The sequence below is a fragment of the Haloimpatiens lingqiaonensis genome (assembly GCF_901447495.1).
GTDB lineage: Bacteria > Bacillota > Clostridia > Clostridiales > Clostridiaceae > Haloimpatiens > Haloimpatiens lingqiaonensis.
Map to the genome: position 1 here is coordinate 13,433 of NZ_CABDWS010000001.1, position 26,893 is coordinate 40,325.

Genomic DNA, 26,893 nt, shown 5'->3' on the forward strand with positions numbered 1-26,893 from the left:
TTTTACTAAATCATTTGAAAAGGAGTAATATAACATGAGTTTTAAAGAGAAATTTGCTAAATATTATAGTGAAGCATATTTAAAAAAGTATGGAGATAGAATTACACAAGTTCAAGGTAATGTACTTTCTGTAAAAATATATGAAAAAAGCATATTATGGATTTTTAACAAATTAACTGTTTCTTTAGTTGTAAAACTTGAGGGTAGCCGATCTGTTGTTAAATGTGAATATAAGAAAAAACGTTGGTTTAAAAAACCTGAGTTTATGAAACTATCTCAAGGTAACTCTGTAATCGTTCAAGGGCTTAAAGGTAAAAAGAGCAAAAAAAGCGCAGATAGTAAAGAATTATTACAGGTATTAAATATTCTTAACCTTACAAATAAACAAAGTCTTATGCCTATTGAAGGTGGCATGCCAAAAATTCAAAAAATAAGAAAAACAAATAGAATGAGATAAAAATGGGCTTAACGCCCATTTTTTTTACTATTGCCTATAAAAATATACAAGCTATTTATAAAAGATATTATACTGGAAAAGAAAACTACAATAAGCCATTGTGGTAAGCTTAAAGGCATGGTATGAAATATATTTTGCAAAAATGGAATATAAAGTATACATAGCAGCATTGCAATGGAAATTCCTACTGCACCTACTAAGTATAAATTAGTAAATAATTTAATTTCAAAAATAGAGTGATTTTCAGATCTACATTCAAATACATGTATAAGTTGAGACATAACTAAAGTGCTTAAAGCTAGTGTTCTTGATGTATCCAAATTCATATTATAATATTTTCCCGCTACAAAGGAAAAAACAGTACATATACCAATTAAAGCTCCCCTTATAATTATCTTTTCACTCAATCCCCTAGAGAAAATACTTTCTCCTTTTCTTCTTGGTCTTTCTAACATTATATCCTCATCCTTAGGATCTACTCCTAAAGCAATAGCTGGAAGACCATCTGTAGCCAAATTTACAAACAAAATTTGAATAGGCAAAAGTGGATTTTCTAAATAAAATAATGATGATAAAAACATAGTTAAAACTTCTCCCAAATTACAGGATAGTAAGTATCTTATAAATTTTCTTATGTTATTATAAATAACTCTTCCCTCTTCTACAGCAGCAACTATAGTGGCAAAATTATCATCTAAAAGTATCATAGCTGATGCCTCTTTAGTTACATCTGTTCCAGAGATACCCATGGATATTCCAATATCCGCTTCTTTAACAGCTGGAGCATCATTAACACCATCTCCAGTCATGGCAACAATATGAGCTCCTTTTTTAAACGCCTTTACTATTCTAAGTTTATGTTTTGGAGTTACCCTTGCAAAAACAGTATAGTTTTCTATATTTTTCTCTAGATCCTTATCACTTAAATCATCTAGTTCTTTTCCTGTTATAACCTCATCTTTATTTTTACAAATATCCACCTGTTTTCCTATGGCATAAGCTGTATTCTTATGATCTCCTGTAATCATTATAGGCTTAATACCTGCTATTTTACATTTTAGCACTGCATCTTTTATTTCTTTTCTAGGTGGGTCTATCATCCCTGCTATTCCAATAAATATTAGCTCTTTTTCCATATGAATTTTATTAGAAACCTTTTCTTTATAAGCTCCGGCAACACATCTTAAAGCCTTATAGGACATATCATCTAACGCTTTTAAAACAGATTTTTTATATGACTCAGTAAATAATCTAACTTCTCCATTTATCCATATATATTTACACCTATCTATTATTCTTTCTGGAGCTCCCTTTACATAAGAATTATATTTGGCTCCTTCTTTAACCAATACAGACATCATTTTTCTATCAGAATTGAATGGTATTTCCTCTACCTTGTCCACTGCTCCTAAAAATTTCTTTACATCATCTAAATTTCTAAAATATGCTTGAATAAGTGCTGCTTCTGTAGGGCTTCCCAAAACTCCTTCTTTCAAATTATCACTTCTAAAATTAAAATTGCAATCATTGCAATATGTAAAAGCTTTTTTCAACATAGTATTTTCAGGAATGTTTTCCTCATCTAAATTATATATCTTTCCGTTAAAAAATATAGCTTTTACAGTCATTTTGTTTTCTGTCAATGTTCCTGTCTTATCACTACATATTATAGATGTACATCCTAAAGTTTCCACTGCCGGCAACTTTCTTATTAAAGCATTTCTCTTGAGCATTTTAGAAACTCCTAGAGCCAATGCCACTGTAACTATGGCTGGCAGTCCTTCTGGTATAGCCGCCACTGCAAGGCTAACCCCTAATAGAAACATCTCATAGGCATTTTGTCCTCTTAAAATTCCCATTATAGTAACTACTGCACATACAACTATACATATAACAACTAAAATTTTGCCCAAATGAGCTAACTTTTCCTTTAAAGGAGATTTTTCATTTTCAATATCATCTAACATATTAGCTATTCTACCCATTTCTGTATTCATACCCGTGCATATTACCTTAGCTATTGCCTTTCCTGTTAAAACAATGGTTCCCATGTACAGATTGTTATTTTTATCTTCGCTGTCCTTCTCAACTCCAACGGATTCTCCTGTCAAAAGAGACTCATCTACAAGTATATTATTACTACTTATAATTTCGCAATCAGCAGGAACTCTATCTCCGCTTTCCAAGATAACTATATCACCTGGAACTAATTCTTCTGCACTTACAACTTTAAGTTTTCCATTTCTTTTAACCTTGGCTGTGGGAGCTGCTAATTTCTTTAATGCCTCTAAAGATTTTTCAGTTTTATATTCCTGTATAAAACCAAGTACTGCATTCATAACCACAATTATTAATATAGTTATAGCATCTGCCCTTTCATTCATAAAACCAGAAATAATAGTTGCTCCTATTAAAACCCATATTATAAAATCATTGAACTGTTCTAAAAATATCTTAATTGCCGACACTTTTTTCCCATTGCTCAATATATTTAAACCATATCTCTCCATCCTTATTCTTGCATCCTCTTCTGTAAGCCCCTCCAGTAATTTAGTTTCATTTACCATATCCTAACCTCCTTAGCCCCTGTGCATTTATTAAACTCATTTAATCAGCTTTTTCTATAGTAAATATATGTGGACAACTCTTCATATAGAACAATTTTATTTTCAGTTGACAAGGATAAGTAGGGAAGTATAATATATCATTATATAAAACTCAGATTTCATTTTAATAAAATACTCAACTTTCACACATAAAATTTAAAATGAAGTTGGAATAAAATATTGAAATTGCTTATAAGGTATAAACTAATGATATGGAGGTATCCAACTATGAAAGATAAAGTTTACATAACTGGACATAAAAATCCAGATAGCGATTCTATTTGTTCCGCCCTAGCCTATGCGGAATTTAAAAACAAAACCAGTTCATTAAATGCAATTCCCGTAAGACTTGGTGAATTAAATAGAGAAACAAAATTCATACTGAATTATTTTAATGTAGAAATTCCTACACTTATTGAAACTGTTAAAACACAAGTTTCTGATTTAGATATAGATAATACCGTACCTATTTCTCCTGACACCTCTCTTAAAATGGCTTGGAGCATGATGAAAAAATACGGAGTAAAAACCCTTCCTGTAGTAGACGAGAATGATTCATTATTGGGAGTGGTATCTCTTTCTAACCTAACTTCAAACTACATGGATGTATGGGATAACTACATATTATCTAAAAGTGAAACTAAAATTCAAAATATATTAGATACACTTTGTGCAAAACCAGTATATATGTACAGTGATAACCCACAATTAAAGGGTAAGATAATAGTTGCTGCATTGGATGCCAATGAAATAAAAAATTTAGTAGAACCTGAAGATATAGTTATTTGTGGAAACAGAGAAGATTCTCAATTAAGTGCCATAGAAAATGGAGCTGCTTTACTTATCGTAACTGGCAATCACTCAGTTAAAGAGAATATTATAGAACTTGCTAAAGACAAGAAAACCTCTATAATTTCTACTCCTTTTGATACATTTACTACTTCTAGACTTATAATTCAAAGTGTACCTGTTAAATATGTTATGACAAATGAAAAAATAATAGGATTCAATACAGATGATTTTGTAGATGAAGTAAGAGAAATAATGCTAGAAACCCGTTATAGAAGTTATCCTGTAACCAATAGAGATAATAAGGTTATAGGAACCATATCCAGATATCACTTAATATCTAAAAACAGAAAAAAAGTAATAATAATGGATCATAACGAAAAATCTCAATCCGTTCATGGTCTTGAGGATGCTGAGGTTTTAGAAATAATAGATCATCATAGAATTGCTGATATACAAACAGGTCTTCCTATATATTTTAGAAATGAGCCTGTGGGGAGTACTTCTACAATTGTAGCTTCAATGTTTTTTGAAAATGGCATAAGGCCATCTAAAAAAATAGCTGGTATTTTATGTGCTGCTATAATATCTGATACTTTATTATTAAAATCTCCTACTTCAACTTCTGTAGATAAGCTCATGTTGAACCGCTTATCCGACATAGCTAACATAGACATAGAAGATTTTGCAAAAGAAATGTTTAAGGCTGGAACTTCACTGGAGGGCAAAACTCCTAAAGAAATATTTAGCCAAGATTTTAAAGTATTTTCCATAAAGGACTACAAAATAGGGGTTTCACAAGTAGGTACCATGTATATTGAAAGTTTTTTACCTGTTAAAGATGATATATTAACTTTAATGGATAATGTATGCAAAGATCAAAACTTTAATTTAGTTATATTAATGGTAACTGATATTTTAAATGGCGGTTCAGAACTTCTAGTGGTAGGCGAAGAAAAAGATATAGTAGAAAGAGCTTTCAATGTAAAATTAGATGGCCCTTATATATATCTTCCTGATGTATTATCTAGAAAAAAACAAATTATACCACCATTGACCTCTGCTATAAATTCTCTTAAATAAATTCTTTTAAACAAAAAAACAAAAGGTGCTGTGGCATTAAGAATAAATACTACAATGTATTGTATATAAATTCCTTAATGTAGCAGCACCTTTTAAATATATTTTATAATAAGCTACTTAACATTTATAAAATATATATTAATTTTTATCTTTTAAGATTATTTGCCATACCCCACATTTCATCCGCAGTTCTCAATGCAGTAGAATTTAACTGAAATGCTCTTTGTGTCATAATAAGATCACTCATTTCCTCTTCCATTCTTACATTAGAAAGCTCTAAATAGCCTTGAAGTAAATCAAAATCATTACTTTTTAAAATTTCTATATTATCAGTGGAAGGCGTATATAAATTTCCCCCTATGGATTTAAATGCCTCATCTCCAATAGCGTAATAAACACCTATATTACCTATCTTTGTGCTTTTACCATCTCCAATATTTACATATACCTCTCCTTTTTCATTTACTGAAAAATTATCCCTTGTTAAATTTATACTTCCATTTAATTCTCTTCCGTATTCATCGGTTATACTGACTAAATTTCCATTTCCATCTACCAGCTTACCTTCAGTATTCACTTGAAAACTACCACTTCTGGTATATGCAACAGAATTATCTTGCAGATACACTTTAAAAAATCCTTCACCATCTATAGCAAAATCCGTTTTATTACCTGTTTGTTTTAATATCCCCTGTGCATCACTTCTTATTATTCCAGTATTTCTAACTCCTGTTCCAACCTGTAGATTTCTGTTCCCTCTTGATACCGGATACCCTTTTCTGTCCAATGATTCTTGAAGAAGATCTTGAAAACCCATATCAACCTTTTTATAACCTATAGTATTTACATTAGTCATATTATTTGATATCATTTCTAATTTATTTTGCATAGAATTCATAGCTGTTCTAGAATTCCAAAACATTCTAAGCATAAAAAAATCGCCTCCATAAATGTTACATTTTTAACTTCCATTTAACTTAAATTAATTACTAAATTTTAAACTATCTCACTTCTCCAACTCCACTTATAAGTTTTCCAAGAGTATCATCCATGGTTTGAACTATTTTTTGATTTGATTCAAAATTTCTCATAACTGTCATCATATCTATCATTTCATTTATTATATTAACGTTAGATTTTTCTATACATTCTTGTTTTACATGGGTATTTATGTATGTAGGATTTTTATCTGATGAAAAAAGATTATCTCCTATTTTTTTAATATCCCCTTCATTAAATCCTGCAAAAGCAAATTTATAAGCCTCTCTGTCATTTAATTTTATATTTCCCACTGAGTCACATATAATTTTATCATTTCCTACTTTTATAGCTTCTAATTTACCATTACTATTAAAACCTAAAACCTTATATCCACTAGAGTTTACTAAATTACCTTGTATATCTACTCTAAAGCTTCCATCCCTAGTGTATAATGTTCTACCTTTTTCATCCTGTACTGTAAAAAATCCCTCTCCGTCTATGGCAAAATCTGTTTTATTATTGGTTTCTACAATAGCACCTTGAGTAAACTTCACTACCACATCATCTATCTTACTTCCTAGGGACAAATTACCTAATTTTTGCTTAGTATTTTTTCCATTTATAACCTTATCATAGTTTATCATAGCTGCTTCTCTAAAATCCTTAAATCGAAGATCTTCCTTTTTATATCCATTATTATTAGCATTAGCTAAATTGTTTGTAATAGATTGTTGTTTAGCTTCTTCTGTTATAAGTCCTGATACTGCAGTATATAATCCTCTTATCATATTCTACTTACTCCCCTTTTTACTAGGCATAACCCTCATTTCTTCTGGATATTCCATGCCCATACTTCTCGCCTTTTGCTCTATTACTGCCTTTTCATAGTTATCATTCCTTTTCCCTCCAACCATTAAAAGAGCAGATATAATCATTCCTATACCAATTCCAATAAGTAATTTTCTATCACATAAAAAATTTAATATGTTTTTTATCTTAGATATAAATCTTTTATTAATAGTGCTTCCCCCTTACTTATATTTAATTTTTGTGCAACTTCATCTATGGTAAATCCCTTCTTTAGAAGTTCCTCCATTTCTAAAACTCTTACGCTTTTATTTTCCCTATTAATTTTTCTTTTTTCTTCTTTTGGAAAACTGTTTTCTTTTACATTATTTTTTAAATTTCCTTTTATATTTTTTTCTGTATTTTCTTTTATATTTTCCTCTGTTAAGACTCCACCAAGTTTATCCTCATTTTCTACCTTATCTACTATCTGATGAAAATCTGTCTTACATTCTTGTTGATAATTTCTACTAATATATTCGAGCTTTTGTCTCAATTCTTGAATTTCCTTATGTAAATTATCCGTTTCTTCTTTAAATTCACTTTTAATGGTGAATAATTTAAGTTCATACGCTTCAGTATTATTTTCTTTTTCCAAAAGTATATTCTTAAAATTATTTTTTTCTTTTTTAATAGCATGTAAATTAAAAGTTATTAAAATTAAAAATAGCCACATGGTATCACTCCAACTATTATAAATTTATTCCATTTAACCATTTAAATTAAAGCTAATATTTAAATACAATATTTAAGTTTTTTTAGAATATTTCTTATGTTCAATATTGCTCTGCTATGTAATTGACAAACCCTGGATTCAGATACTCCCAAAATCCCACCAATTTGTTTCAATGTAAGCCCTTCGTAATAATACAAGGACACAATAGTCTTATCCTTTTCTCCTAACATTGTTATAGCTTTAGTTAAATATTGAAGTTGTTCTTTTTTTTCAAAACTTTCTATAGGATTTGGACTATTTTCATCTTCTATGGCATTTTTTAAAGGAATTTCATCATCCTTTGAAAATATAAGTTCCTCTAATGATACTAAAGATATGTAATTTATATAATTTTCTATCTCGCCCAATTCTTTTAAAGATAGATTAAGTTCTTTACTTATTTCTTCTCTGCTAGGCTCTCTACAATATTCTCTTTGAAGTTTTTCAACCACTGCATTGTATTTATTAAGCTTGTCCATAGCCCCCTTAGAAATAGGACTATTTCTTCTTATTTCATCTATCATAGAACCTCTTATCCTAATGGATGCATAAGTAGAAAATTTCATTCCTTTACCTTCATCAAACTTCTGCATTGCATCCATAAGTCCCAATAAGCCATAACTCACTAAGTCCTCATATTCTATATACTTAGTTTTTCCTATTATAACCCTTGAAGCTATATATTTTACTAGAGGAATGTATTTTTTTATTATTTCTTCTCTATTATTAGCGGCTATAGCCATTTCATTGTCCTCCTTTACCTCTTGATCCTATTTTTCCTTTGTTGCCTCATTATTTCGAAAATATGTTTTATTAATTTTTCCCTAGAGGATTCCTCTATAGAAGAAAAAGAAGTTCCATATACATATAAATTATTTTCTTTTTCATCCTCTCTAACTACTTTACAAACTAAATTCATTTCATCATTTTCTAAAGAAATGTTTAAAAATATATTGTCTCCAAGCTCTAATTTTCTAAATAATTTTAATCTGCATCCTCCGCCGCTTAAATCTGTTATAATTGCTTTTTCTAATTTATTTTTATTCCTCATAAAAAATTTCTCTAAATGGCTATTTTTAAGTTCTTTATCTAACAAAGTATAGTAAACTTCTTTAATACAGTCCACTCTTACATAATTTCTTCTTTGGATTTTAGTATAATTTATTGGTTTCTCTATATCTATAATAGGTACTCCATTATTTTCTCTTTTCAAAACCTTACTTTTAAACTTATATAATTCGCTTCCTTGATAATAAATTCCTTCTACCAAATCCCCTTCTCTTAATGCTAAATATGAGCCTTGCCTAACAGGTATGCTTATGGAAATATGCTCACTTCCCACATCTTGTATATTACTAGAATAATCTCCATCTTCTGCTGATATCTTAATTTTGTTATTTATTTTAATTTCTAGTTTTCCCATTTGCCTGCCTCCCAAACTTAAGAAAAAATACTAAAAATCTTCTTAAATAATCCTTGAATACTCATAGAACTTGGTTTATTTTCATCTCCAGTTAACTTATAGGCTATATTTTTTATATCCTTACTAACTTCACTTTCTGGATAATTAATTATAAATGGTTTTTGTTCCCTTACAGATCTTATCAAAGACATATCTTCTGAAACCTTTCCAAGATACTCTACTTCTATATTTAAAAATTTTTTTACGGCATTGTAGAATTTATTAAAAGTTATTTCTCCCTCTTTTTCTCTTATAACCCTATTAACTATGATTCTTCCCTTAGACTTTAATTTGAATTTATCAATAGCTTTCATGAGACTATAGGCATCCGTTAATGCAGTAGGTTCTGGAGTAGTTATAACTATAAGTTCATTACAAGCTGCCACAAATCCCAAAACAGTTCTGTTAATACCTGCTCCAGTATCCATAAGAATATAATCAAAACCCTTTAATGAACTAATTTTAGATAAGAACTTTTCTCTTTGATAATTTGTAAGTTCATCTACCTTAGATAGCCCAGTTCCTCCTGGAAGAAGCTTCACTCCATTGGGTCCCTCTATTAAAATATCCTCTATTTCCATATTGTTAAATATAATATCAAACACCGTATACTTAGGTAAAAAACCCATTAATATATCATCATTTCCCATACCTATATCCGCATCTAAAATAAGTACTTTTTTCCCCATACTCTGAAGGGCTATGGATAAATTTACAACTATATTACTTTTGCCAACTCCACCTTTTCCTGAAGTTATGGTTATTATTCTAGTTTTCTCTTTTAAAAACTTATTTTCATCTTTTTCGTTATTTTTCCTTAATGCCATTTGTCTAAGTCTCTCAGCTTGATCTAACATATATTATCCTCTCCTAGTACTAGTCTGCATATAGAAGATGAATCTAGTTTCTTTATGTCATCTGGTACATTTTGACCTGTAGTGACAAAATTTATATCTTTATTCCCATGGTAAACTATATTTAAAATAGACCCATAGGAAACTGTTTCATCTAACTTGGTTATTATAATATGATTAAAATTAAGTTTTTTATATCCTTCCACTATAGTAGATATATCATCATTTTTAGTTGTGGCACTTATAACCAAATTTATATTTTCTGTATTTACCTTATCCACAAATGCCCTAAGTTGAGAGAGTTGCATAGAATTTTTGCTGCTTCTTCCTGTGGTATCTATAAGCACAACATCGCAATTTTCCATACTTTTTATAGCTTCTTCCATATCATTTATATTAAAAACAACTTTAAAAGGTATGTCCATAATTTCTGCATAGGTCTTAAGTTGCTCCACTGCCCCTATTCTATAGGTATCTACTGTTACTAAGCCTACCTTTTTATTTTCAATTAATGAAAGTCTTCCTGCCAGCTTAGCTATAGTAGTAGTTTTTCCTACCCCAGTAGGTCCTACAAAAACTACCGGTCCTTCCATATCCCCGTTGTAAATTGTAACTTTATCTTCCAATACTTTCTTGAGCTTTTGCTCTAATGGTAACTCCTCTTCAATACTATTAAATTCTTCTACTATGCTTTTCATAAGCAATGGCTCTAAATCCAGTATTCTTAACCTTTCATACAGAGGGTCTGCTTCTTCTTCATCTTTATCCTTGGTTTTATTTATGAAATTATTTAATAAAATCTTCATTTCATTCATTTCTTCTAAAAGCTTATTTGTTTCCATGGTTTCTTTTTCTTCTTGATTTTTTATAACATAAGTCTTTTCATTATAATCATTCTTTATATCTCTATAAAATTTTTCTCCAGAAACTTCTTTCTTTTCTGTAGGATGTATTTTTTCCTCTACCTCTGCATAATTAACTGCATTTTTAATAAGTTCTAGACTATTTATCAAAAGATCATCATTTGAATTTAGTTTTATATCCCTCTTATCCTTTTGGCTTTCTGTAGCTGCTGTAACTTGAATTAACTTTTTAGAAAAGAAACCCTTTATACCTGGTTGTCTCACTTTAGTTTGATTTATTATTACTGCTTCCTCTCCTAATTCGTAACGTATTTTAGCAAGGGCTTCATTCATATCTTTTACAATGAATTTTTTTACTTTCATTATAAAGTCACTACTCCTTCTGTTCTAATCTCTACATCATTAGGTATTTCATTTAGAGATAAAATAGTTATGTTTGGGAAAACCAATTCTGTAAGTCTTCTAAATGCCGGCCTTATTTTAGGAGAAACTAAAAATACCGGTTGATTATCATTAAAGTAAACATTATCTAAAACATTCTTCATAGAATTAAATATTCTTTGAGTAATTTCAGGCTCTACTGCTGGGAAAGAGCCTTGCACTGATTTTTGTATACTTCCAGCTAATAAATCCTCTATTTCTGGATGTAGTGTAGCTACAATCATGGCTCTATTTTCATCTAATAAAGGATTGCATATACTTCTGCCCAAAGCCATTCTTACATATTCTGTTAAAAGCTCTATATCTTTTGTGTTAACAGAATAATCTGCTAAGGTTTCAAGTATCGTCACCATATCCCTTATAGTAACCTTTTCCCTAAGTAAATTTTGAAGTATCTTTTGAACTTCACCTAATGTCATCAAATCAGGTATTAGTTCTTCTACTACTGCGCTATATTTTTCCTTTAACGAATCTATTATCATTTTAGTTTCTTGTCTTCCTAAAAGCTCATAGGCATGAGTTTTTATAGTTTCTGTTAAATGTGTGACCATTACCGTAGTAGGATCTACCACAGTAAATCCATTTATTTCAGCATCTTCCTTTTGATCTTTGTTTATCCAAACTGCAGGAAGTCCAAAAGTAGGCTCTACAGTTCTTATACCTGGCAAATCTATGTTTTCACTGGTAGGGTCCATACAAAGCAGCATGCTAGGCATTACTTCTCCTTTTGCAATAACAGTACCCCTTATTTTAACAGTGTATTCATCTGTATTTAATTGAAGATTGTCCCTTATTCTTATAGGCTGAACTATTATTCCCATTTCAATAGCACATTGTCTTCTAACAGAAGCTATTCTTTGAAGCAAGTCTCCTCCAGAAGCCTCATCAGCTAAGGGAATAAGACCATAACCTATTTCTATTTCCATTGGTTCTACTTGAATTAGGGTGGATACATTCTCTGGTTCCCTATTTTCTGTTTCTATTATTTCCTGCTGCTCTGTCTCAATTTGCTGAACTATCTTTTCCTTTTCGTCCTTATAAAGAAAATATGCACCGGCAGCTAAAACCACAGATAAAATTAAAAATGATAGCCAAGGCATTCCTGGTACAAAAGCTAAAAATAACATTACAGCTGACGCAATGCCTAAAACCTTAGGAAACCTAGTAAGCTGTGATGTAACCAATGAACCAAAATTTGTATCACTAGCTGATCTGGTTACCAATATACCAGATGCAGTAGATATTAAAATAGACGGAATTTGGCTTACAAGACCATCTCCAACGGTTAATCTTACATAAGTTTTTGCTGCTTCTCCTGCAGGCATCTTGTCTACTAAAACCCCTATTATTATTCCAACTATTATATTTATTATAGTAATGATTATACCTGCTATGGCATCTCCCTTTACAAATTTAGAAGCACCATCCATGGCTCCATAGAAATCCGCTTCCATTTGAAGCTTTTTTCTTCTCTCTTTTGCCTGTGCTTCCGTAATAAGTCCTGCATTCAAATCTGCATCTATACTCATCTGCTTTCCTGGCATAGCATCTAGCGTAAATCTAGCTGAAACCTCAGATACCCTTCCAGCACCGTTAGTTATTACTACAAATTGAATTATTATAAGAATTAAAAATATTGTTACTCCAACTATATAATTATTTCCTGCAACGAAACTCCCAAAGGCCTCTATTATCTTACCTGCATCATGTTGGCTAAGTATAAGCCTTGTGGATGATATATTAAGTCCTAACCTAAACAAGGTTGTTACAAGAAGCAATGTAGGGAAAGCCGAAAACTGCAGTACTTCTGTAGTAAACATGGTTAAAAGTATTATTATTGAAGCAATAGTTATGTTAATAGCTATGAGTATATCCAAAAGCCATGTAGGCAAAGGTATTATCATCATAAGAACTATAGCCATTATTCCAAAGGCTACTATTACATCTATATTCTTTTTTAAATTACCATTTAATAATTTTCGCTGCTCCAAGACGCTACACCCTTTCTTTTTTGTAGTCACATATTACTAATCCCCAGTTCTTATTTTAGGTGCTAGGTTCTAGATATTAGGTGCTAGGTGCTAGGTTCTAGGTGCTAGGTGCTAGGTGCTGGGGATAGATGGTTTGGCTCAAATAACTAGAGTTATCTTGAGCTGGTTCTACTTATTTTTTTGTTTTTTAAGTTTATATACAATAGCCAATACTTCTGCCACTGCCTCATACATTTCTACGGGGATTTGTGAATCTATTTCAACCTCTTTATACATAAGTCTTGCTAGAGGTTTATTTTCAACAATAGGTATTTCATGTTCTCTTGCAATTTCTTTTATTTTTGCTGCTATTTCTCCTTGACCCTTAGCCACTACCACTGGAGCATTTTGTCCCTCTTCATATTTCAAAGCTACAGATATATGTGTTGGATTTGTAACTACCACTGTGGCATCTGGTACACTTTGCATCATCCTTCTAGAAGCCATTTCTCTTTGCATCTGCTTAATTTTTCCCTTTATTTGAGGATCTCCTTCATCTTGTTTAAACTCCTCTTTTATTTCCTGCTTAGTCATTCTTAACTCCTTACTATACTGACGCTTTTGGTATACAAAGTCCATAATTGAGATAGCAATCATAATTAAAGTTACCTTTTGAAAAATCTCCACCACAAGTTTTTTTATGGCAAAGGGAATATAATTAATTCCTGAATATCCTAAATTTAAAATATCTCCATAGTTTTTCATTAAATATTTATATCCAACATAGGCTACTACAAAAACCATAGCTAGATCCTTAAAAAGTTCCACTAAAGTTCTCATGGAAAATATTCTTTTAAACCCATTAAGAGGATTCAATTTTTTTAAATCTGGTTTTATGGTTTCTTTTGTAAAAAGAAACCCTGTCTGCATAAAGTTAGCTACAATACCCATTATTGATATAGGTATTGCTACAGGTAATATAACTAAAGCTGCTCTTACAAGCACAGTAACTAAAATAAATTTTAAACTGTTAGAGTCTAAGTGCATATTCATATAATTATTTAAGAAAGCTATCATATCTTGTCTTAAACTGTTAAATATAAAGTCTCCTAAAACTACCAAAACTATAGTAGATGCCAATAAAGTAAATGTTAAGCCCAATTCCTTACTTTTAGCAACTTGTCCTTTGTTTCTTGCATCCCTCTTCTTTTTAGGAGTAGCTTCTTCTGTTTTATCTTCTGAACTAAATATTATAATTACTGGGGCTATGCTTATAATTCTTCTCATTATCAATGGTATTTTGTCAAAAGAATTTACTATAAAAGTAATCAAAGTAGGTAAAGCTATAGCTATTGCCATTAATCCCACTAATATTTTTATTGGAAGGCCCAATATCATTACATTTAACTGAGGAACTGTTCTTCCTACTAAAGCTAGGGTTAAGTCCGTAATAATTATTACGAGTATAATAGGGATAGCAATTTTAAACCCTATAGTAAAAAAGTCTATAAATCCTTTTATAATAATCATAGAAGATTCATTTGTAAGAAAGAGTTGCCCTAAACTTCCTACAGCAAAGCTTTGTGAAATAGTTTTTATTAATATGTGATGACCGTCCACTAGAAAAAATAATACTACAGAAAGCCAATACATTAAATTGCTAAGCACTGTAACATTAGTTCCTGTTTGGGGATCAAACATACTCATCATGGCAAAACCTATTTGAATATCTATAAGTTGTCCTGCAAAACTAATGCAGAAAAAACAAAATCTTATTACATATCCTAGCATTAATCCTGTTAAAATTTCATTTAGGCAATAAAACATAAGAGTTGCCCCACTATTTATTCCTGCTAAAACGGAATAATTCACTGTGGGAACAATAACATAGGCTAATATAGCACAAAATCCTATGTTTAAAGCCTTAGGTGCTCCCTTTGGGAAAAAAATAGGTGATGCTATAAATAATGATGTAATTCTTAAAAATACAAGTAAAAAAGCTGTAAAATATGCTATATTCAACAAAATACTCACCTACTGAATTAAATTTGCAATCATATCAAAAATTCTTCTGGTAAATCCATTCATTACATGTATCATCCAAGGAGCTGTTATAAGCCCTACCACTGCCACCGCAATTAATTTAGGCACAAAAGTTAATGTTTGCTCTTGAATTTGAGTGGTGGCCTGTAAAATACTCACAAACAAACCCACAAGTATTCCCGTGATTAAAATGGGGGCAGATAAAGTTAATGCTGTTGAAATAGCATCCTTCATAACCGAAATAACCATACTTTCCGTCAATTAACTCACCTCATTTAAAACTTAATATTAAAGATTTTACTATTAAATACCAACCATCAACCATTACAAAAAGTAATAACTTAAAAGGCATTGATATCATAACCGGTGGAAGCATAAACATTCCCATGGACATGAGTATACTTGCCACTACTAAATCAATTATTAAAAACGGTATATAGAGTAAAAATCCTATTTCAAAGGCTCTTTTAAGTTCACTTATGGTAAAAGCAGGTATTATGGCATGTAGAGGCAAATCCTGCAATTGAACTTTTTCATCAACCTTTGCCGTTTCTTTAAATAGCTGCAAATCCTTTTTTCTAGTTTGTTTTAACATAAAATCTTTTAAAGGCTTTGTTCCCTTATCTATTGCCTCCTGCTGAGTAATACTGCCTTTTAAATAAGGCTCTACTGCTTCGGAATTTATTTTTCCAACAGTAGGTGCCATTATAAAAACAGTCAAAAATAAAGCAAGTCCTATAATAACCTGACTAGGTATGGACTGCTGAGCTCCTAAAGCACTTTTTAAGAAGGAAAAAACCACTACTATTCTTACAAAACTAGTCATCATTATTATGAAAGATGGCAATAAAGTAAGTATGGTGAACATTATAAGTATTTTAATATTGTCCACATATTCCTTAGGAGTATCCGCTCCATCTACGGAGAAATTTATTTTGGGTATCGGAACATTTGTATTAGGTGTGGCATAGGCCCTTGCCCCAGAAAATATACATAAACCTGTTATAATCAAAATTATAAATGTAGCAATTTTAATACTTTTTTTCATATCATTCTTTCCTCTTCTTAACTCTTTCGTAAAGTTCTTTTAAATCCTTATATTGAGGTATATTTCTACTTTTTTCAATTTCTAAAAGTTCCTCTTCCGAAACAGGCATAAGTATTTCTAATCCTTTACTAGTGTTAGAAATAACATATCCCTTTTGTCCTATTTTTACTACTAAAAGACTATTATCTTTAGATAATTGAACTCTTTCAAAAATCTTTATGTACTTTCCATTTTGCATATTGGAAAACTTACTTCCACCATATTTTAAAACTAAATATATGCTTAAAAGTATAAAAGGGAAAAAACATACAAGTTTTATTATCATAATCAAAAATTCTTTATCCATTTTTATTCTTCCTTACTGAATTATTATGTTATCAAAATCAACATGAAGTATTTCACCTTTATATAATTTAGAATTTATTTTATCTGAAAGTTCTTTTTTTAAATTTTCTACTCCTTTAACATTTAACTCAGTGCTTTTTTTACTCATCAATTCTAAATTAACAGCATCTCTTAGAGAAGACTTTCTTTCTTCTAATTCCTTTGCCAATTTCTTGTTTTTCTTAGGATAGGCAATATACATATTTACTTTTATATAATTCTTAGAATTCTCATCTGCCAAATTTACAGTAAACTCACCAAGCTGAAAATAACTTTCTTCAACTAAAGGAGCTCTTTTGGACATTTCCGTATTTACTGCCATAGAGTCAGAAGAATTCTTAGTGCCAAAATAATATCCTCCAAAAGCAAGGCCTCCTGCTAATATTAAAAATAACAAAATAACAAAAATTTTCTTCCCCTTACCTGCTTTATTTTCATTGTCCTTTTGTTTCATTTTATTTTGTCTCTCCTTTTTTCTGTTCTATAGTTAAATCCTCTATTATTATATTAACCCTTCTATTTTTTGCCCTATTTCCATCACTATCATTGGAAACTATAGGTCTATACTCTCCATATCCTGCCGCCGTAAACCTATTAGGATCCATATTATTCACTTCTACAAAATACTTAAGTACATTTACAGCTCTTGCTGTAGAAAGTTCCCAGTTACTTGGATATTTAAAATTACTTATAGGAACATTATCTGTATGGCCCTCCACAATAACATCGCTTTCAGAAAATCTATTAAATATTCCGCTTATCATATTTAGAACAGCTGTGCTTTCAGGCTTTATATCCGCTTTACCTACATCAAAAAGTACATTTTCCTTCAACCTTAAAACCACGCCTCTTCCATCTTTAAGCACTTGAACTTTATCCTTCATTTTACTTTCATTTACATATTTAACCACTTCTTCATACATAGATTTTTTCATTACAGCTCCGTTCTTATCTCCAGACTGTACCCTTTCACCAACTATAGGTACTTCCCCCTGACTAGTATTAAAATTTAATATAGAATTGCTACCTTGTCCAGAAAGAACACTTTGAAGAGAACTAGCTATTTGTCTAAATTTATTTGCATCTACTGTAGACATAGAATATAGAAGAACAAAGAAAGTAAGTAGCAAGGTAATGGTATCAGAATAAGTAGTTAGCCATTCTTCTCCGGATAAGCCAGAACCTTTATTTTTCTTTTTTCTAGACATTTTCTACTACCTCATCTCCTAAAGCTTGTGTTTCATTAAACTTACTTCTTTCATCTGGTGATAAATAAGAAATTAATTTTTCCTGTACAATTCTTGGATTTACACCAGATTGAATAGCTAAAATACCTTCAAGCATCATTTCTCTACCTGCCACTTCTATGTCTGTTTTGTAATTTAAATTTGCTGCTATAGGATTAAAAATTAAATTAGCCATTAATGAACCATAAAAAGTAGTTATAAGAGCTTTAGCCATACCAGATGCTAAAGATGCGGAATCACTTAAATTGGCAAGCATTTGAATAAGTCCAATTAAAGTACCAATCATACCAAAAGCCGGAGCATAGGCTGCCCAAGATTTAAACATTTCTGCACCTTGTCTATGTCTTCTTTCCATTTCATCTATTTCTAATTCCATAACTTCTCTTATAGTTTCTGGCTCTATACCATCTATAACCATTTGAAGTCCCTTTTTTAGAAAATCATCATTTATATCTGAAATGCCATCTTCTAAAGACAAAAGCCCTTCTCTTCTAGCTTTTCTAGATAAATTTATGAAATCTCCTATAATTTCTTCACCTTCCATGGTGTGTTCCCTATAGGCCTCCATATTTACTTTAATCATCTTTTTTAATTGTGTAAGAGGATAGTTAATAAGTAAGGCAGCAAAGGATCCTCCTACTGTTATAAATATAGAACCTAAGTCAAAGAAAATCATAACTCTTTGTCCTATAGAGCCACTTCCACCTATCATAATTCCGTAAACAACACATATAATACCTGCCAACATACCAATGCTTGTCATTATGTCTTGCTTTTTCATACTACTGCCTCCTATAAATCACCAGAAAATATCTTTCTTTTATACTTTATTACTTCTCTAACAACATGCTCCACACTCTCTAATACAATATACTTCTTACCATTAGTAAGAGTAATAAGAGTTTCCGGCACCTCTTCTATTTCTTGAATATGTTCAGCATTCAATATAAATTTTTTATGAGTCATTTTTGTAAGTTCAATCATAAATTAATATCACCCCTTTTTTAGTGGGCTAGTGGGCTAGTGGGCCAGAGGGCTAGGCTTCTGCTAGTCTCCTCCAATCCCCAGTCTCCAATCTAATATCTAGCCACTTTTTTAGGTACTTCTTTTAGGTTCTAGGTACTCCTTTTAGGTTCTAGGTGCTAGAAATTTGGTACTCTGGTACACTAGTATAGCACTCAATAATTAATTATTGAGGAAATTGCATAATTCATTTTAAAATAAAATCTTGTGAATATATGGTATAGTTCCAATTGTCGGAATACGATATATTGTGGCTATATTTTAAATTTATTAATTATGCAAATCTCTCACTTAATAATTATTAATTGTTAACTATTATCTTTCACTTCTTACTTATTCACTATTACCTATTACCTGTTTACTATTACTTTTTACTTCTTACTTTGTATAATGTAGAACTTAAAATTTATCCAAAAGTTGAGTTATTAATTATTTCTCAATTGTCCACTGTCAATTGTCAATTGTCAATTGTCAATTGTCAATTTTAATTTCTCACCTATCTCTTCAAATTAATAATGTCTTGCAGTATTTCGTCACCTGTTGTTATCATTTTGCCGCTGGCTTGGAAGGCTCTGCTGGCAACTATCATGTCTGTAAATTGTTCAGCTAGGTCTATATTTGACATTTCAAGCATTCCCTGCATCATATCTCCATAACCATCACTATTATCCACTACTGGATTACCGCCTATTCCACTTCTTATATTAGGTTCTCCAGAATTGGCAGTGTTTTGATACATATTTTTACCCATTTTTTTCAATCCTGCTGTATTTCTAAAACTAGCCATAGCTATTTGTCCAAGAGCTGTAACCTTACCATCATCAAGAGTAGCTTTAATAACGCCGTCCTTTTCTATAGAAAAACTAGTTACCTTTTTATCTCCTTCTGCTGTTAAAGCATAGGACCAGCTATATTTTTTTTGTTCATCTGTTATGGCTGGAGCTGATTCACTTGTTGGTAACTTACTTGCATCTATGTTTAATTTAGTGTTTCCCAAAATTTCACATAAGCCTTGATCTTTTTCAGCACTATTTACATCCGTTTTATTATTAAATTCATTAGCTTTTCCGTAATCTTTGCCATTTACAAAAACATTAAAGGTGCCCTTTGTAGGGTCATCTGAATTTTTCACCCATTTAATTTCTATTTTTACATCCTGTGGCCCTCTAAATTTATTTCCTTCCCCATCTATACCTATAGTAGGAAATTTATCCTTATCTGAAGTGGCATCTACTGTACCTGTATAATTTAACTTTGTATTGGTAGTAGCATCACCATTATTATTTAATACTGTAGCTCTTACATATATAGCTTCTGGTATTCTAAGTGGTACTAAATTGTCAGTTGCTTTTATTCCATTTTCAGAATCCACATCTACAAAATTGCAATTTCCATTAGCGCTATATTCTATACTATTTGGGCCTAAATTATTTCCATTGGCATCTTTAAGTGTAACTGCATATCCTAAGACCCTGTATCCATCAGAAGTCAATAAATTTCCTCTATGATCTAGTGTAAAAGATCCGTCTCTTGTAAAACTTACTTGCATTCCATTTCCGTTCATGCTATGTTCATTTGGATCTACCTTTATACCTGCGGCATTGCTTTCTGGAATAGCTCCTCTTCCTACTATAAAATACCCTTCTCCATCTACTCCCACATCAAGGTTTCTTCCTGTGGGCTGCATCATTCCTTGGCTCATTAAAGTATCTATACCTGCCAATTGAACTCCTAGTCCAACTTGCTTAGGGTTTACACCCCCTTGATTTCTTCCAGGTCCTATAGCTTCACTCATGCTTTGACTTAACATATCTTGAAATCTAACTCTGCTACCTTTAAAAGCAGTGGTTCCAACGTTAGCTATATTATTACCAACTACATCAAGCTTTGTTTGATTAACTCTCATTCCACTGATACCCGAATACATTGATCTTAACATTTGTTGTCCTCCCTTTTTAACTTTAAACTTTTAGTTTTTTCTTTGCTTCTGTCAATCGGCAAAGAGTGAGCTTCCTTTCGGTCCAGCTCTTTTTTTAAACTAGGACTACTGTATCTACATTTGTAAACACACTCATTTCGTCCTTAGGCACTGCTGTTATTACTGTTCTATTTTTTATATTTGTTATTAAAGCAATGTCTTTATACAGTATTAAACATTCCCTTGCGCCCTTTTTCTCAGCTTTATTCATAGCCTTATCAATACTATCCATGTCAAATTGAGAAAATTTTATATCTCTGCTCTCCAACCTTTTAGCTGCATGATTAGATATGGTAAATCTATTTTCTTTGTCTATAGCTTTTTCTAATATTTGCTTAAAATTTACCTCTGTATTTATATTCTCTTTAGGACAAATCCTATTATTGTTGGAAAGTCCGTTTAAATTCTCTACGGGATATAATTTTCCATTTATCACTCTGTATCCCATACTATCAATATCCTTTCTACATGAATCTAATCCATATTATTAAGATTAATCATGTCTACTTTAACTACTGCATCATAAGGTATATATTTCTCTTCAACCTTTCCATCTTGCTCCACTAAAACTTTTAGATTAATTCCATTTGAATCCCTAGAAATTCCCTTTACCATGCCTGAATAAGTTTTTTCTACTTTTTCGCCTTTTTCATTTAATTCATATACTTTAGCCTCGATTTTTTTCTCCATCATATTTGAAGCTAATAAAAATCCCATATTTGAATTAATATAATCCAGTCTATTGTCATTTAAATGAATTACATCTTCTACAGAAGAAAAACTAAAATCTTTAAGTGTAGTTTTACCGTTTTCAACCACTTGAACAGTTAATTTAATGTCATCTCCATTTTTATTTACACTAACTACTTGTCCACCATATTGCATTCCTCTGCTATCATAATCATTTAATGCTACTACTTTACCCACAAGAGATTGTGCACTAGAAAAACTCATAGTGCTATTTAAATTTGCCATCTGCTCTAGAGAAGAAAACTGTGCTAATTGTGATACAAATTGAGTGGAATCCTTAGCATTTGTGGGATCCTGATTGGATAGTTCCGCAGTGAGTATCCTTAAAAAAGCATTTTTATCTAGTTCATTGCCCTTTTTTACAATTCTCGTTCCCCTATTGGTTGCCCTTGAGGATTCATAACTACCAGAAATACCATTATAGCCCTCTAAACTTTTCCCTGTATTAATATTATTAGGCATATTTTATACCTCCATATTTTCTAAACTTTAGCATTTAAATTTCCTTTATAAATTTCATAGTTATTTATTATTTCTTCATCATCACTTAAAGATTTATCTTGTACTAAAAATCCCTTTCTATAAGAGTTACCATTTTCCTTAGCATCATTTCTATTCCCTGAAAATTCATTGCTAAAAAAGGTTGTGTCTTGATTGTATATATTTATTTCTGCTGGTTGTATCTTAATATTGGAATCAGTTAGCTTTTCGCTTAATTCTCCTATATTTGAGTTCAATAGATAATATGTATCTTTTGAAGAAGCATTTAAAGCTAATTTTATCTTTCCAGCCTCCATTGTAAGTTTTATAACAATCTCCCCTAATTCTTTAGGCATAACCTTTACAGTTAAATCCTTTAGCCCTTTATTTTCCATGTACTTTATACTTTTAACCATATCTTCTATCATATTTGCTTTTGTAATTGTTATATTTTCCTTTACTTCTACAGATAGATTTTTATCTATTGTGGTAAATTTATTTAATCCATCTAAATTAGTTAGCTTATTTAACTGCAAATCTAAATTTTGTCCTTGGCTATGCTTTTCTTCCTTGCCTATTAGATTTTTCAGAAAAGTTTCTTCCTTGGATACTGTTGTATTTTCAATACTTTCATAGGCTTTGTCCTTTTGCAAAATTTCATCAAAATTCTTTTTAGGAACTTCTATGGCATTTAACTTATTTTGAGTTAATCCTTTATGTTCAATTGCATTTTTTAACTTTTCACTTATAAATTTAGCTAAATCATTTGCATTTAAATTTTCTTCGTTGAAAACTTCTATACTATTATCAAGCAATGCAATTTTTTCAATTATTTCTTTATCTTTTCCTTGTAAATTTAAAGCTGATTCATTATTTATAAGAAGGGCTTTTAACCTTGAAAAATCATCATTTTGTTCTTCCATGGCTTTACTTGAATTTCCCAGAAGATTATAAATTTTACTATCAGCAATTTTAGCTATTTCTTCACCATTACCACCCTTTATAATAGGCTTAAGCTTCTTGGAAATATCTATATGCTTTCTTTCATATAAAAGTTTGTAAATTTCTTCTAATATACTAAGTAGTTTTTCATCTTTCTTAGATAAGGTATCTTTTTCACCTTCCTCTTGGGAAATGCTTTCCTTTTCCTGTGTTTCTTTTGAATTAATTGAGCTGCCATCCATTTTTTCTTGTAATTTATCCTTAAAGAATTTTAGCTGTTTATCATTAGATGTTGCCTTATCCCTTGATATATTTTTTATTTGAATATCTATAGGATTAGAGGCAGATTTCCCTATTACTGCCATATTAAATTTCACCTCCTTTTCTAGTATTTCTTATATATGCATAAAGAGCAAATTCATCATTGTTCCTTTGTTCAATTAAATTTTGCTCTTTTATGAATTCTTCTTTTTTCTTTTCCTTTAAAGTTCTCACTATTTTTTTATCTATTTGCTTTTGCTTCAATTCTTCTCTTTTAATATTCACTTCTTTTTCTTTAATGTCTAAAAGAGTCTCTGTTTCTTTTATAGATCTATTTAAAGAATTAAGATAGTTTTGTTGGATTTTCTTTTCCACTGTGGAATTATTGAAATCTATAATTCTATGTTTGTTATAATTTTCTTTTAAATTTTGAAGTTTATGTTCCACTTGATTTTTTTCATTTTGTACTTTTTTAAATTCCACTTTACTCTTTTCTTCCATACTTTCCCTTATATCTAATAATTTCTGAAGTTTAAAATTGAAAGCCTGCAAAGTTTCTACCCCCTAAATTTAATTATGGGAAAACATATTTTTTAACCTCTGAATATTATCCTTAAATTCACTTTTTTCATCTACATTCTGCTTGAGGTATTGTTCTAAAATATCGTTGTATTCCATTGCCATGTCCAATTTTTTATTAGTGCCTTTTACATAAGCACCTATATTTATTAAATCTTCTGATTCCTTGTAGGTAGCTAGCATATCCCTACCTATAGAAGCAGCTTCTTTGTGTTCTCTATCTGCTATTTCTGACATAAGTCTACTTACACTACTCAATACATCTATAGCTGGATAATGATTTTTTGCAGCTAACGCTCTAGATAGAACTATATGTCCATCTAAAATACCCCTTACAGCATCTGCAATGGGTTCATTGAAATCATCGCCATCCACCAAAACAGTATAAAACGCTGTTATGGAACCCTCTTGAGACATACCTGCTCTTTCCATAAGCCTTGGAAGCTTTGCAAAAACTGACGGAGTATATCCTTTAGTGGCAGGCGGCTCTCCTATGGCTAATCCTATTTCCCTTTGAGCCATGGCAAATCTAGTTACAGAGTCCATCATCAATATAACCTTTTTACCTTGATCTCTAAAATATTCTGATATAGCTGTAGCTGTAAAGGCCCCCTTAAGCCTAACTAATGCTGGCTTATCTGAAGTAGCACAAACTATAACGGATTTTTTCATGCCCTCTTCTCCTAAATCCTTTTGTATAAAGTCTAGTACTTCTCTACCTCTTTCTCCTATTAGGGCTATAACATTTACATCTGCCTTAGCTTCTCTAGCAATCATACCCAAAGTAGTACTTTTTCCAACGCCACTTCCTGCAAATATACCAATTCTTTGGCCCTCGCCGCAGGTTAGAAATCCGTCAATAGCTCTCACTCCAGTGGGAATAACCTCTTTAATTCTCCTTCTATTTAAAGGATCCGGTGGTTCTGTGTCTAAAGGATACATATATCCATGCTTTAGCTCCTCTGAGTTAAGTGGTATGCCAATACCATCTAAAACTTTTCCTAAAAGTTCCTGAGAACATCTTACACTTAAAGGTCTTCCACCAGGAACTACTCTGCATCCTGGTGATATACCTACCAATTCTCCAAGAGGCATCAATATTACATTGTCCTCTTTAAAACCAACAACTTCACAATTTATAGGATGATTTTTTTCATTATATATGGTACACACTTCACCTATAAAAGCTTTTATACCTTGAACTTCTATGGTCAATCCTATTACCTTTTGAACTTTTCCCTCTTGATAATTAAAATTTGTATCCTTAACTTCTTTTAATATTTTTTTAAAATCTATATTAATCAAGAAGTCTCATTCCTTTCAAGAATTTAAAATTATGTCTTTTATTTTTTCTATAGATTCTTCAATATGTATTTCTACTTTTCCATTATCCTTTTCTACAATAACTTGGGCTTCTTCTAAAAAATCATCTGCAATTATGAAAATCTCCCCCTTTATTCCTAAGGATACCTTCCAATGCTCAACCTCTTCCTTTAATTTATCCTCATGTACACTGTTGCATTTAATTATAAAAACCTGTGATTTTCTTGAATCCTTAACTACTTCCCTTATTAAATTAGAAATTGTATCTTCACATTTCACTTCTTTTTTTAATATATTTGAAACTATCTCTACCATAAGTTCTTTTATATTTTCTTCTTTTTCTTCTAGATACTCTTCATATTGTACTTTAGCACTTTTTAGGATGGCATTAGCTGTTTCTATTATAGCTAATGCCTCATTTTGAGCCTCTTCTAGTGCTTTCCTGTATCCTTCTTCATAGCCTTCTTTGTATCCCTTTTCATGACCTAATCTATGGCCCTTTTTCTCTGCTTCCATCTGAACTTTTGCTGCTTCCTCATAAGCTTTTCTTATTATCTCGTCACTTTTACTTCTAGCAGCTTCCACTATAGATGTAGCCAGTTTGCTATAGGGCTCATTTTCTAGATTTTTATCTAAATTTTCATCTGATTCTTTATATAGATTTGTATTCAAAACTTTTCTAGGAACGTATTCTACAACTATTTCTTTTTCTCCCAAAGGCTCTGCATTTTCATTTTTAATTACATTAAACGATGATTGCATCTTCTCCACCTCTTGAAATTACTATTTCCCCAGCGTCATCTAATCTTCTTATTATAGCAACTATCTTTTGCTGTGCCTTTTCTACATCCATTAGCCTTACTGGTCCTAAGAACTCTATATCTTCTTTTAAGGAAGCCGCCGCTCTCTTGGATTGGTTTCTAAATACAACATTTGAAACTTCTTCTGTAGCTCCTTTTAAAGCTAGTGCCAAATCCTTTGTCTCCACTTCTCTTAAAATTCTTTGGATTGATACATCATCTAAAGAAATAATATCTTCGAATACAAACATAGATTGTCTTATCTTTTCAGCTAATTCTTCGTCTTCTCTTTCTAGTCCTTCGGTTATATTCTTCTCTGTATTTCTATCTACTCTATTTAAAATATCCACAAGGGTTTGTACCCCGCCCATAGTAGTTGCATCTGAACGAACCACAGAAGACAATTTACCATCAAGAACCTTTTCTATCTCCTTTATTACCATAGGGGATATGTTACTTAAAGTAGCTATTCTATATGCCACATCACTTTGAAGCTCCTCTGGTAAGGACGATATAATTTGTCCAGCTTTTTCTGACTGCATATAACAAAGTATAAGTGCAATTGTTTGAGGATGCTCATTAGCTATTACATTTAAAAGCTGATGAGCATCTGCTTTTCTAGCTATAGCAAACGGCCTATACTGCTGTGTGGCTTCTGTAACCTTATTAAGTATTTCCATGGCCCTTTGAGGACCTAATGCCTTTGATAAAACATCCCTTGCATATCCTATACCGCCCTCTTTTATGTAATCCTTCGCCTTGTTTATTTCAATAAACTCATTTAGTATTTCCATTCTTTGTTCTGACTTTACAGAGGTTATATTTGCTATTTCATAGGTTATTTTCTGTATATCTGTCTCCGGAAGCCTTTTTATAATTTTAGCCGCTGCTTCTGGTCCTAAGGTTATAAACAGTATAGCAGCCTTTTGAACCCCTGTTAGTTTATCCGTATTTTTAGCCAATTAAAA

General features: G+C 31.1%; 28 protein-coding genes. 2 read left to right on the plus strand and 26 right to left on the minus strand.

What is annotated here, in order from left to right:
• Positions 1 to 34 precede the first annotated feature (34 nt).
• A complete protein-coding gene (locus FGK85_RS00060; protein ID WP_138202592.1) occupies positions 35 to 457 on the plus strand; it encodes a hypothetical protein in 423 nt (140 codons plus the stop codon).
• A gap of 8 nt (positions 458 to 465) precedes the next feature.
• Here the strand turns inward: FGK85_RS00060 and FGK85_RS00065 are convergent, their stop codons facing one another.
• Positions 466 to 3,024: a calcium-translocating P-type ATPase, SERCA-type gene (locus tag FGK85_RS00065; protein WP_138202594.1), complete on the minus strand. Its 2,559-nt coding sequence runs from the start codon at positions 3,022 to 3,024 to the stop codon at positions 466 to 468.
• A 267-nt stretch (positions 3,025 to 3,291) separates the two neighbouring features.
• On the opposite strand from FGK85_RS00065, the gene FGK85_RS00070 reads away from it, so the two are divergent.
• Positions 3,292 to 4,935 (plus strand): putative manganese-dependent inorganic diphosphatase, encoded by a 1,644-nt coding sequence (locus FGK85_RS00070; RefSeq protein ID WP_138202596.1) that lies wholly within the window; start codon positions 3,292 to 3,294, stop codon positions 4,933 to 4,935.
• A gap of 145 nt (positions 4,936 to 5,080) precedes the next feature.
• Here FGK85_RS00070 and FGK85_RS00075 read toward each other — a convergent pair whose 3' ends face one another.
• The 25 genes from FGK85_RS00075 to fliG all read right to left on the minus strand — a co-directional run bounded on the left by FGK85_RS00075 (position 5,081) and on the right by fliG (position 26,887).
• A complete protein-coding gene (locus FGK85_RS00075) occupies positions 5,081 to 5,866 on the minus strand; it encodes a flagellar hook-basal body complex protein (protein ID WP_138202598.1) in 786 nt (261 codons plus the stop codon).
• Between the two features lie 70 nt (positions 5,867 to 5,936).
• Positions 5,937 to 6,704, minus strand: a complete 768-nt coding sequence (locus tag FGK85_RS00080) for a flagellar hook-basal body complex protein (protein ID WP_138202600.1) — start codon at positions 6,702 to 6,704, stop codon at positions 5,937 to 5,939.
• Between the two features lie 3 nt (positions 6,705 to 6,707).
• Complete coding sequence (locus FGK85_RS15215; protein WP_171011281.1) at positions 6,708 to 6,851, minus strand: hypothetical protein; 144 nt, start codon at positions 6,849 to 6,851, stop codon at positions 6,708 to 6,710.
• 56 nt (positions 6,852 to 6,907) lie between these two features.
• The gene (locus FGK85_RS00085; RefSeq protein ID WP_138202602.1) at positions 6,908 to 7,438 is read right to left on the minus strand and encodes a hypothetical protein; all 531 of its coding nucleotides are present in this window, start codon (positions 7,436 to 7,438) and stop codon (positions 6,908 to 6,910) included.
• A gap of 59 nt (positions 7,439 to 7,497) precedes the next feature.
• Positions 7,498 to 8,220, minus strand: a complete 723-nt coding sequence (locus FGK85_RS00090; protein ID WP_138202604.1) for a FliA/WhiG family RNA polymerase sigma factor — start codon at positions 8,218 to 8,220, stop codon at positions 7,498 to 7,500.
• A 14-nt stretch (positions 8,221 to 8,234) separates the two neighbouring features.
• Entirely contained in the window at positions 8,235 to 8,900 is a 666-nt protein-coding gene (locus FGK85_RS00095) for a flagellar brake protein (protein ID WP_138202606.1), read from the minus strand.
• A 17-nt stretch (positions 8,901 to 8,917) separates the two neighbouring features.
• Positions 8,918 to 9,796 carry a MinD/ParA family protein gene (locus FGK85_RS00100; RefSeq protein ID WP_138202608.1) on the minus strand — a complete coding sequence of 293 codons (879 nt, stop codon included), beginning with the start codon at positions 9,794 to 9,796 and terminating at the stop codon, positions 8,918 to 8,920.
• The gene (gene flhF, locus FGK85_RS00105) at positions 9,790 to 11,019 is read right to left on the minus strand and encodes a flagellar biosynthesis GTPase FlhF (RefSeq protein ID WP_138202610.1); all 1,230 of its coding nucleotides are present in this window, start codon (positions 11,017 to 11,019) and stop codon (positions 9,790 to 9,792) included. Before flhF ends, FGK85_RS00100 begins: the two co-directional genes overlap by 7 nt.
• Entirely contained in the window at positions 11,019 to 13,088 is a 2,070-nt protein-coding gene (flhA, locus tag FGK85_RS00110) for a flagellar biosynthesis protein FlhA (protein WP_171011282.1), read from the minus strand. Before flhA ends, flhF begins: the two co-directional genes overlap by 1 nt.
• 168 nt (positions 13,089 to 13,256) lie before the next feature.
• Entirely contained in the window at positions 13,257 to 15,092 is a 1,836-nt protein-coding gene (locus tag FGK85_RS00115) for a fused FliR family export protein/FlhB family type III secretion system protein (protein ID WP_138202615.1), read from the minus strand.
• Positions 15,093 to 15,101: 9 nt separating this feature from the next.
• Positions 15,102 to 15,371 (minus strand): flagellar biosynthesis protein FliQ, encoded by a 270-nt coding sequence (gene fliQ, locus FGK85_RS00120; protein WP_138202617.1) that lies wholly within the window; start codon positions 15,369 to 15,371, stop codon positions 15,102 to 15,104.
• Between the two features lie 10 nt (positions 15,372 to 15,381).
• On the minus strand, positions 15,382 to 16,158 hold the full coding sequence (gene fliP, locus FGK85_RS00125) for a flagellar type III secretion system pore protein FliP (RefSeq protein ID WP_138202619.1): 777 nt from the start codon (positions 16,156 to 16,158) through the stop codon (positions 15,382 to 15,384).
• Between the two features lies 1 nt (position 16,159).
• Entirely contained in the window at positions 16,160 to 16,504 is a 345-nt protein-coding gene (locus FGK85_RS00130; RefSeq protein ID WP_138202620.1) for a flagellar biosynthetic protein FliO, read from the minus strand.
• Positions 16,505 to 16,516: 12 nt separating this feature from the next.
• Positions 16,517 to 16,996 (minus strand): flagellar basal body-associated FliL family protein, encoded by a 480-nt coding sequence (locus FGK85_RS00135; RefSeq protein WP_138202622.1) that lies wholly within the window; start codon positions 16,994 to 16,996, stop codon positions 16,517 to 16,519.
• 1 nt (position 16,997) lies between these two features.
• On the minus strand, positions 16,998 to 17,750 hold the full coding sequence (locus tag FGK85_RS00140; RefSeq protein ID WP_138202624.1) for a flagellar motor protein MotB: 753 nt from the start codon (positions 17,748 to 17,750) through the stop codon (positions 16,998 to 17,000).
• A complete protein-coding gene (locus FGK85_RS00145; RefSeq protein WP_138202626.1) occupies positions 17,743 to 18,570 on the minus strand; it encodes a motility protein A in 828 nt (275 codons plus the stop codon). Before FGK85_RS00145 ends, FGK85_RS00140 begins: the two co-directional genes overlap by 8 nt.
• An 11-nt stretch (positions 18,571 to 18,581) precedes the next feature.
• Entirely contained in the window at positions 18,582 to 18,773 is a 192-nt protein-coding gene (locus FGK85_RS00150) for a flagellar FlbD family protein (RefSeq protein ID WP_138202628.1), read from the minus strand.
• Positions 18,774 to 19,308: 535 nt separating this feature from the next.
• On the minus strand, positions 19,309 to 20,751 hold the full coding sequence (locus tag FGK85_RS00155; protein ID WP_138202630.1) for a flagellar hook protein FlgE: 1,443 nt from the start codon (positions 20,749 to 20,751) through the stop codon (positions 19,309 to 19,311).
• Positions 20,752 to 20,845: 94 nt separating this feature from the next.
• Positions 20,846 to 21,238: a TIGR02530 family flagellar biosynthesis protein gene (locus FGK85_RS00160; protein ID WP_138202632.1), complete on the minus strand. Its 393-nt coding sequence runs from the start codon at positions 21,236 to 21,238 to the stop codon at positions 20,846 to 20,848.
• A 26-nt stretch (positions 21,239 to 21,264) separates the two neighbouring features.
• Positions 21,265 to 22,002: a flagellar hook capping FlgD N-terminal domain-containing protein gene (locus FGK85_RS00165; protein ID WP_138202634.1), complete on the minus strand. Its 738-nt coding sequence runs from the start codon at positions 22,000 to 22,002 to the stop codon at positions 21,265 to 21,267.
• Between the two features lie 20 nt (positions 22,003 to 22,022).
• Positions 22,023 to 23,327, minus strand: coding sequence for a flagellar hook-length control protein FliK (locus tag FGK85_RS00170; RefSeq protein WP_138202636.1), 1,305 nt, complete (start codon positions 23,325 to 23,327; stop codon positions 22,023 to 22,025).
• A 1-nt stretch (position 23,328) separates the two neighbouring features.
• Positions 23,329 to 23,775, minus strand: a complete 447-nt coding sequence (fliJ, locus tag FGK85_RS00175) for a flagellar export protein FliJ (RefSeq protein ID WP_138202638.1) — start codon at positions 23,773 to 23,775, stop codon at positions 23,329 to 23,331.
• Positions 23,776 to 23,793: 18 nt separating this feature from the next.
• The gene (gene fliI / locus FGK85_RS00180; RefSeq protein ID WP_138202640.1) at positions 23,794 to 25,107 is read right to left on the minus strand and encodes a flagellar protein export ATPase FliI; all 1,314 of its coding nucleotides are present in this window, start codon (positions 25,105 to 25,107) and stop codon (positions 23,794 to 23,796) included.
• 15 nt (positions 25,108 to 25,122) lie between these two features.
• On the minus strand, positions 25,123 to 25,887 hold the full coding sequence (locus FGK85_RS00185) for a FliH/SctL family protein (protein ID WP_138202642.1): 765 nt from the start codon (positions 25,885 to 25,887) through the stop codon (positions 25,123 to 25,125).
• Positions 25,871 to 26,887 (minus strand): flagellar motor switch protein FliG, encoded by a 1,017-nt coding sequence (gene fliG / locus FGK85_RS00190; protein ID WP_138202644.1) that lies wholly within the window; start codon positions 26,885 to 26,887, stop codon positions 25,871 to 25,873. The genes FGK85_RS00185 and fliG overlap by 17 nt, the downstream gene beginning before the upstream one ends.
• Positions 26,888 to 26,893 lie beyond the last annotated feature (6 nt).

Coding starts and splice junctions, on each gene's coding strand:
- FGK85_RS00060 (WP_138202592.1), top strand. CDS start 35: ATGAGTTTTAAAGAGAAATTTGCTAAATATTATAGTGAAGCATATTTA.
- FGK85_RS00065 (WP_138202594.1), bottom strand. CDS start 3,024: ATGGTAAATGAAACTAAATTACTGGAGGGGCTTACAGAAGAGGATGCA.
- FGK85_RS00070 (WP_138202596.1), top strand. CDS start 3,292: ATGAAAGATAAAGTTTACATAACTGGACATAAAAATCCAGATAGCGAT.
- FGK85_RS00075 (WP_138202598.1), bottom strand. CDS start 5,866: ATGCTTAGAATGTTTTGGAATTCTAGAACAGCTATGAATTCTATGCAA.
- FGK85_RS00080 (WP_138202600.1), bottom strand. CDS start 6,704: ATGATAAGAGGATTATATACTGCAGTATCAGGACTTATAACAGAAGAA.
- FGK85_RS15215 (WP_171011281.1), bottom strand. CDS start 6,851: ATGATTATATCTGCTCTTTTAATGGTTGGAGGGAAAAGGAATGATAAC.
- FGK85_RS00085 (WP_138202602.1), bottom strand. CDS start 7,438: ATGTGGCTATTTTTAATTTTAATAACTTTTAATTTACATGCTATTAAA.
- FGK85_RS00090 (WP_138202604.1), bottom strand. CDS start 8,220: ATGGCTATAGCCGCTAATAATAGAGAAGAAATAATAAAAAAATACATT.
- FGK85_RS00095 (WP_138202606.1), bottom strand. CDS start 8,900: ATGGGAAAACTAGAAATTAAAATAAATAACAAAATTAAGATATCAGCA.
- FGK85_RS00100 (WP_138202608.1), bottom strand. CDS start 9,796: ATGTTAGATCAAGCTGAGAGACTTAGACAAATGGCATTAAGGAAAAAT.
- flhF (WP_138202610.1), bottom strand. CDS start 11,019: ATGAAAGTAAAAAAATTCATTGTAAAAGATATGAATGAAGCCCTTGCT.
- fliP (WP_138202619.1), bottom strand. CDS start 16,158: ATGAAAAAAAGTATTAAAATTGCTACATTTATAATTTTGATTATAACA.
- FGK85_RS00130 (WP_138202620.1), bottom strand. CDS start 16,504: ATGGATAAAGAATTTTTGATTATGATAATAAAACTTGTATGTTTTTTC.
- FGK85_RS00135 (WP_138202622.1), bottom strand. CDS start 16,996: ATGAAACAAAAGGACAATGAAAATAAAGCAGGTAAGGGGAAGAAAATT.
- FGK85_RS00140 (WP_138202624.1), bottom strand. CDS start 17,750: ATGTCTAGAAAAAAGAAAAATAAAGGTTCTGGCTTATCCGGAGAAGAA.
- FGK85_RS00145 (WP_138202626.1), bottom strand. CDS start 18,570: ATGAAAAAGCAAGACATAATGACAAGCATTGGTATGTTGGCAGGTATT.
- FGK85_RS00150 (WP_138202628.1), bottom strand. CDS start 18,773: ATGATTGAACTTACAAAAATGACTCATAAAAAATTTATATTGAATGCT.
- FGK85_RS00155 (WP_138202630.1), bottom strand. CDS start 20,751: ATGTTAAGATCAATGTATTCGGGTATCAGTGGAATGAGAGTTAATCAA.
- FGK85_RS00160 (WP_138202632.1), bottom strand. CDS start 21,238: ATGGGATACAGAGTGATAAATGGAAAATTATATCCCGTAGAGAATTTA.
- FGK85_RS00165 (WP_138202634.1), bottom strand. CDS start 22,002: ATGCCTAATAATATTAATACAGGGAAAAGTTTAGAGGGCTATAATGGT.
- FGK85_RS00170 (WP_138202636.1), bottom strand. CDS start 23,327: ATGGCAGTAATAGGGAAATCTGCCTCTAATCCTATAGATATTCAAATA.
- FGK85_RS00185 (WP_138202642.1), bottom strand. CDS start 25,887: ATGCAATCATCGTTTAATGTAATTAAAAATGAAAATGCAGAGCCTTTG.